Source organism: Deltaproteobacteria bacterium, assembly GCA_020845895.1.
Classification (GTDB): Bacteria; Lernaellota; Lernaellaia; order JACKCT01; family JACKCT01; genus JADLEX01.
The window spans coordinates 1-5962 of sequence record JADLEX010000154.1; the positions used below are offsets into that span (position 1 = coordinate 1).

General features: G+C 62.8%; 4 protein-coding genes. All 4 read right to left on the minus strand.

What is annotated here, in order from left to right; genetic code table 11:
* Positions 1-341: 341 nt before the first annotated feature.
* Positions 342-1754, minus strand: a complete 1413-nt coding sequence (locus tag IT350_20235) for an ammonium transporter (GenBank protein MCC6160392.1) — start codon at positions 1752-1754, stop codon at positions 342-344.
* Positions 1755-2140: 386 nt separating this feature from the next.
* Positions 2141-2878 carry a hypothetical protein gene (locus IT350_20240; protein ID MCC6160393.1) on the minus strand — a complete coding sequence of 246 codons (738 nt, stop codon included), beginning with the start codon at positions 2876-2878 and terminating at the stop codon, positions 2141-2143.
* 248 nt (positions 2879-3126) lie between these two features.
* Positions 3127-5592, minus strand: a complete 2466-nt coding sequence (locus IT350_20245) for a tetratricopeptide repeat protein (protein ID MCC6160394.1) — start codon at positions 5590-5592, stop codon at positions 3127-3129.
* Positions 5593-5786: 194 nt separating this feature from the next.
* On the minus strand, positions 5787-5962 hold a 176-nt coding region (locus tag IT350_20250), incomplete at its 5' end, for a hypothetical protein (GenBank protein MCC6160395.1).

Genomic DNA, 5962 nt, shown 5'->3' on the forward strand with positions numbered 1-5962 from the left:
CTTTTTCGGGCCGATGCTGCCGCCGCCCGAGGTGGCCTGACTGCCGTCCCAGGCGTCGTCGCCTGCCACGAAATCCGAATAGATGTGCACCGTCATCGCCGCTCTCCTTCCCGGGTCTTGCGCCCGGCTGCCGTTTTGACTTTTTCAATTATAGAAAAAAAAAAAAACCGGCTGTCAAGCCGATTATTTTCGCAAAAGGAATGATCCCGCAATGGCATGAAATCACAAGGGAATTCGCGTGTAAAAAAAAGCGGCTTTGGCTCGCGCCACAAATTCTTGTGCAATGGCAGAAATTGTCCGGCCCCGGGACGCGCGTCCCGGGGCCGGATGGAAAAGGAGATTCAGCCGAGGATTTCGGCGGTCTGACCGGAAGGGGTCGGCGCGGGCGGTTCGGACTTGCCAATCGCGGGCGCGCTCTTCGCGCCGTTGCCGTTGCTCTTGGCCGGACGCGTCGCTGCGAGGATCGGTGCGAGCGCTTTTTCCTGCACCGCCTCCCAGATCGACTCGTCGTGCTGCGAGAGGTCGAGGCCCTCTTCTTCCTGCCCGGGCGTCACGCGGATCGGCAGCACCAGATCCACGATCTTGTACGCGAGATAGGACCCGATGAACGAAAACGCCGCGACCGCGCCGAGCGCCACGAGGTGACCGAGAAAGGTGTGCGTCTGGCCGTACACGAGGCCGACGTCCTTGGCGAAGACGGCCGTCGCGACCATGCCGACCATGCCGCCCACGCCGTGACAGGGGAAGACGTCGAGGGTGTCGTCGAGGGCCGATTTGGTTTTGAAGTGAACCGCCACGTTGCTGACGACCGCGGCGAGCGCGCCGATGAAAACGCTCGATCCGATCGACACGAAACCCGCCGCCGGGGTGATCGCCACCAGGCCCACCACCGCGCCGATGCACGCGCCGAGCGCCGAGGGTTTGCGTCCCTTGACCATGTCGAAGAGGATCCAGCCGAGCGCGGCGGCGGCCGATGCCGTGTTGGTTGTCGCGAACGCCATGACGGCGGTGCCGTTGGCCGCGAGCGCCGATCCCGCGTTGAAGCCGAACCATCCGTACCACAGCATTCCGGTGCCGAGGATCACGAACGGGATGTTGGCGGGAACGTGCGCCTTGCCGTCTTTGTGATGCTGCCGCGCGCCCAGGAACAGCGCGCCGGCCAGCGCCGCAAAGCCCGCGGACATGTGGACGACGGTGCCGCCCGCGAAGTCGAGCACGCCGGCCTGGCGCAGCAGGCCGTCGGGATGCCAGGTCATGTGCGCGAGCGGGCTGTACACGAGGAGGCTGAACAGGATCATGAACAGGATGTAGCTCGAAAAACGCACGCGCTCGGCGAAGGAGCCGGTGATGAGGGCGGGCGTGATGATGGCGAACTTGAGCTGGAAGAGCGCGAAGAGCGCCAGCGGGATCGTGGGCGAGAGGGCGGGGTTGGTCGCCTCGCCGACGCCGCGGAAGAACGCGAAGGTCAGCGGGTTGCCGATGACGCCGCCGATGCTGTCTCCGAAGGCGAGCGAGAATCCGACGACGACCCACGTGATGCTGATGACCGCCATGGCGATGAAGCTCTGGAGCATCGTGGAGACCACGTTGTTCTGACGCACCATGCCGCCGTAGAAAAACGACAGGCCCGGCGTCATGAGCAGCACCAGCGCCGTGGCTGCGAGCATCCAGGCGACGTCGGCGCCGACGATGGGGCCGCCGTCGGCGGGTGGCGCGGAAGCGGGGAGAAACGCGGCGATGACCGCGATCACCATCAGGAAAAGGAATCCAATGGGATAACGCTTCACGAATGTCTCCTTCCGGCGATTCGCGGGTCGCAAGTCCGACCCGACGTGGTCCACGAATGGCGACACCTTGAGCAAATGCCGGGCCAATTCCGCAGCCCGCAATAATCCATGGAAATAACTTAACTTTTTCCGTGCGCCACTTTGCGGGCTCGTCAGAGTTTTCCAAAATTGGAAAATGCGTACACAAAAATGACATTTCCGGGCCGCGATGTGGTGTGCGTGCGAAACGCGGTGCGAAGAGGGATGACGCCAAGGATGGGGTTCTTCGATAAGGAAAGGCCCCGACGCTTTCGCGTCAGGGCCTTTTATAACTGAGGAGGTGATGTCAGGTGATCGTCGAAATCAACCGATCCTTAGCAGCCGCAGCCGCCGGAATCGTCGTCGTCGTCGTCATCACCATCGGCGGCGTCGTCGTCACCCGAGTCGTCGTCGGTGTCGTCGTCATCCGCTTCGTTGATGTAAGCCACGCCGGAGAGTTCGTCGCCGCTGTCCGCGACCACGCGCCAGTCGAAGCCATCGGTGGCATCGCCGTCGCTGGAAGCCGAGAACGCGAACGAGAGGTACTCGCCTTCGCGGATATCACCATAGCTCTCCGAAGTCGTCAGACCGTTGTAGATCCAACGGATTCCGGGCACGCCGTCCGGCGTCTCATCGGCTTCCGCCGTCCACTCGCCGTCATGGAGAGCGTCGGGGGCCGACAGGTCGTCGGTATTCACGGCGTAATTGGCGCTGGGCATGAACATGTCCACCTGGAGAATCCAGCGCTGAGTGTCACCCGCGACCGTGTTGTTGTGGACTTCGAACGCGAAGTCGTAGGTCGTGTCGGGCTCGAGGGCGTCGGGCGCGGTAAAGAAGACATCCGCCGCGAACTCGTCAGCCGCATCATCGTCGGCCGCATCGTCGTCGGTGTCGTCGTCCTGCATGTCATCGTCGGCGTCGTCATCCGCCGTGTCGTCATCCGCCGTGTCATCATCGGCGGTGTCGTCGTCGGCGGTGTCATCGTCGGCGGTGTCGTCGTCCTGCGCAAACGCCGCGCCCGTCATCAGGATCGACATGCAGAGGGCCAGAAACAAGATCCAACGTGCTTTCACCTTTCCATTCCTCCTGTGCTCAACAAAGTGGCGATTTGGATTGCAGTGGGTGTCGTCGTCGGGCTTTTCTGCCCCGGCGGGACCTCACCTCTCCCGATTCCTATGGCCGTGGGGCTTTCGCCCCCAAGAACCTACGTCTCCGCTCACAGTACCGCGCACTTTACTACGCACCCCAAAAAAGCGCAACTGGTTTTTTTTCTGGCCTTCGTTTTTCTCCTTCTCTCGAAAAAACCCCTCATTCCCGCATCTTACGGCTCCGGCGGCGCGTCAAGGGGCGGCGTTTTCGTCGCTTCGCCACTCTCATCCGGGGCGCCGCCCGCGTCGCTTGGGGCGGGCTTCGACACGCCCAGCCGCGCGAGGTAGGTGAGCGCCGTGTTGTTGCCCGGTTCGGCCGCGAGCACCCGCTCGAACCACCGCGTCGCGAACTCGGCATTCTTGCGGTTGTAGTTCAAAATCCCCAGTGAAAGCAGGGCCTTGACGTTTGCCGGCTCCTGCTTGAGCACGCGGGCGAAGGTGCGCTCCGCGATATCGTCGTGCCCTTGATCCGCCGCGAGAATGCCCATGCCCAGCAGGCCGGTGACGTTGTCCGGATCGACTTTCAGCGCCGCCTTGAGTTCCTCGTGGGCTTCCTTTTTCTTTCCCACCGCGAACAGCGCGTTGCCCAGACTCGCGCGGGCTTCGGCGTTTTCCGGTTCGATTTCCAGCGCTTTCTGGATCGATTGGATGCCCTCGCTCGCCTTGTCCATGTTGACGTAGGCATTGCCGAGCAGCACGTAGGCCGAGGCGTAGCGCGGCGACAGCTCGATCGCCTTTTCCAGATGCGGCACCGCGGAGCGGTTTTCGCGTTGCATCATGTAGTTGCGACCGATGTTGAACTGCACGCGGGGACTGTTGGGCAGGTACTTGGCCAGCGCCGTGTACCAGCGGTTCGCCTCGCCCCAGCGCCCGAGCTGCTGGAGCACGAGCCCGGCCTGCTCCATCGCCTTGACGTTGCTGCGATCGATCTTGAGCGAGCGCTGGTAATAGTCGATCGCCTTCTCTTCGTCGCCCATCATCCGGTAGATCTCGCCGGTGTTGAATTCCACCGCCGAGTTGTGCATGTGCCCGCGGCTCGCGAGCTTCATCATCTCCAGCGCCTTGTCGTACTGCCCCTGCTTGGCGTAGACGCCGGCGAGATCCGAGTAGATCCACGTCGGCTCCTCGCGGTCGCGCGGCGACAGGTACTCGATCGCCGTGCGCAGCATCCGTTCGGCCTCGTCGTACTTGCCCGACATGCTGTAGATGTTGCCCAGCATCATGTAGAGCAGCGGCGCGCTCGTCGCCTTGGCGAGGCAGTCCTGGAAAAACACCTCGTTGTCGTACCACTTCTTGTTGCGCTCCACGCACAGGAACCCGTAGCCCGCGGTCATCGCGGCCACGAGCGCGACCGCGACCGCGCGCTGCGCCCGGGTGCCCCACGCGCGATCCGACGCCAGCGCGAACGCGCGGCCCATCAGCCGCGCGGCGACAACGCCCACGAGAATCAGGAACGGCGCGGAGGGTACGTATGCGAAGCGCTCCGCGGTCATGAAGCCCATGTCCTTCGGGCCGGAGATGCGGATGAAATTCGAAAGCGGGCCGAACGAGGAGAGCAGGAACAGGATCGAGAAGCTCACGGCCCGGTCGGTGCGTAGCGTCGTCCACGCCGCCCACACCAGCGCGCCGATGACGCCGAGCGACACGAGCACCTTCGGCGAGAACACCGAGGTGACGAGTTCGTTCTGGATATACCCCGTCTGATAGACGGGCCAAGCCATCTTCGCGAGGTAGTAGCCGACCGTCCAGATGAACGAGATCACCGTGGTCACGACGCCCCACGGGTCCTTGGCCTGCGTGGAGAACTCGATCACGTAGTAGCGGTACAGGGAGTAACCGGCGACGACCAGAATATAGACGCCGATGATCGGCAGGAACGGCAGGATCCGCCGCCAGGAAAACCCCGTGTGGAAAACGAAGACGTAGAGGAGCAGCACCAACGGCAGAAAAATCGCCATTTCCTTGGAGAGCAGCGCAAGCAGGAACGCCACGCACGACCCGACGAGCCAGCGCGTCTTGTGGATCTTCAATCCGGTGGACGGCGGCGCACCCTCCGGGTGAATGCCGCGCGCGGACGCGAATCGGTCGGCGAAAACCATGAACGCCCAAAGTGCGATGAAGAAGAACTGAGCGCAGATTGTGTCGGTCCGGCCCGAAATCCACGTCACGGATTCGGTGTGGATGGGGTGCACCGCGAAGAGCAGCGCGCCGATCGTGGGACCCAGCGGCTTGCCGCCGAAAATTCTCAGGAAGATCAAAAAGACGAACGAGGTCGCGATGATGTGCGTGAGGACGTTGGTGGCGTGGTAGCCCGCGGGATCGAGCTTCCAGAGCTTGTAATCCACCATATAGCTGATGGTGATGAGCGGCCGGTAATAGCCGTATTTGCGCGCGTTGTCCTGGAATCCGAAAAAGTCGCGGGTGAAGACGTCTTTGATGAACGAAAACGAGCGGATCTGGTGGTCGAGGACGATCAGATTCAGGTCGTCCCAGACGAACTGACCCTTGAGCGAATTGGCGTAAGCGCCGGCGCTCGCCAGCGCGAGCACGACCAGCACGACCGCAATCGCCCTGCGGCTCATCTGCGCGTCGGCTCGGCCCGATGGCGCGACCTGCGCGATGGAGGATTTTTGTTTCATCCGCGAGACGTCACCCGAATGCAATGCGGCGAAGGCGCCCCTTCCCCGCGAAATGGCGCCGAATCATAGGGAATGGGCCTGTGAGGGTCAATGCGGGATGGAACGCGCGTCCCACCTTCGTTTTTCGGGATGCGCCGAATAACGCACCTCCCCCGGGAGCTTGCGCTCCCGGGGAGATTCGGTTCAGGCGTGTATCACTCGCACCCCGTCGGCGTCGGGTTCGTTTCGTATCCGCCGCCGTAAACGAGGTAGTTGATCGTCACGGCGGATTCGAAGACCTGCGGGACCTCGGTCTGCGTCACTTCGGTTTCGTCGATGGTCGCCACGAAGTCGTACGGTCCGCCGGTCGGCACGTTGAAGAGCACGAAGA

Bases quoted from the DNA above. Each gene is read 5' to 3' on its own strand.
- IT350_20235 (MCC6160392.1), bottom strand. From the start codon at position 1,754: ATGGTGATCGCGGTCATCGCCGCGTTTCTCCCCGCTTCCGCGCCACCC.
- IT350_20245 (MCC6160394.1), bottom strand. From the start codon at position 5,592: ATGAAACAAAAATCCTCCATCGCGCAGGTCGCGCCATCGGGCCGAGCC.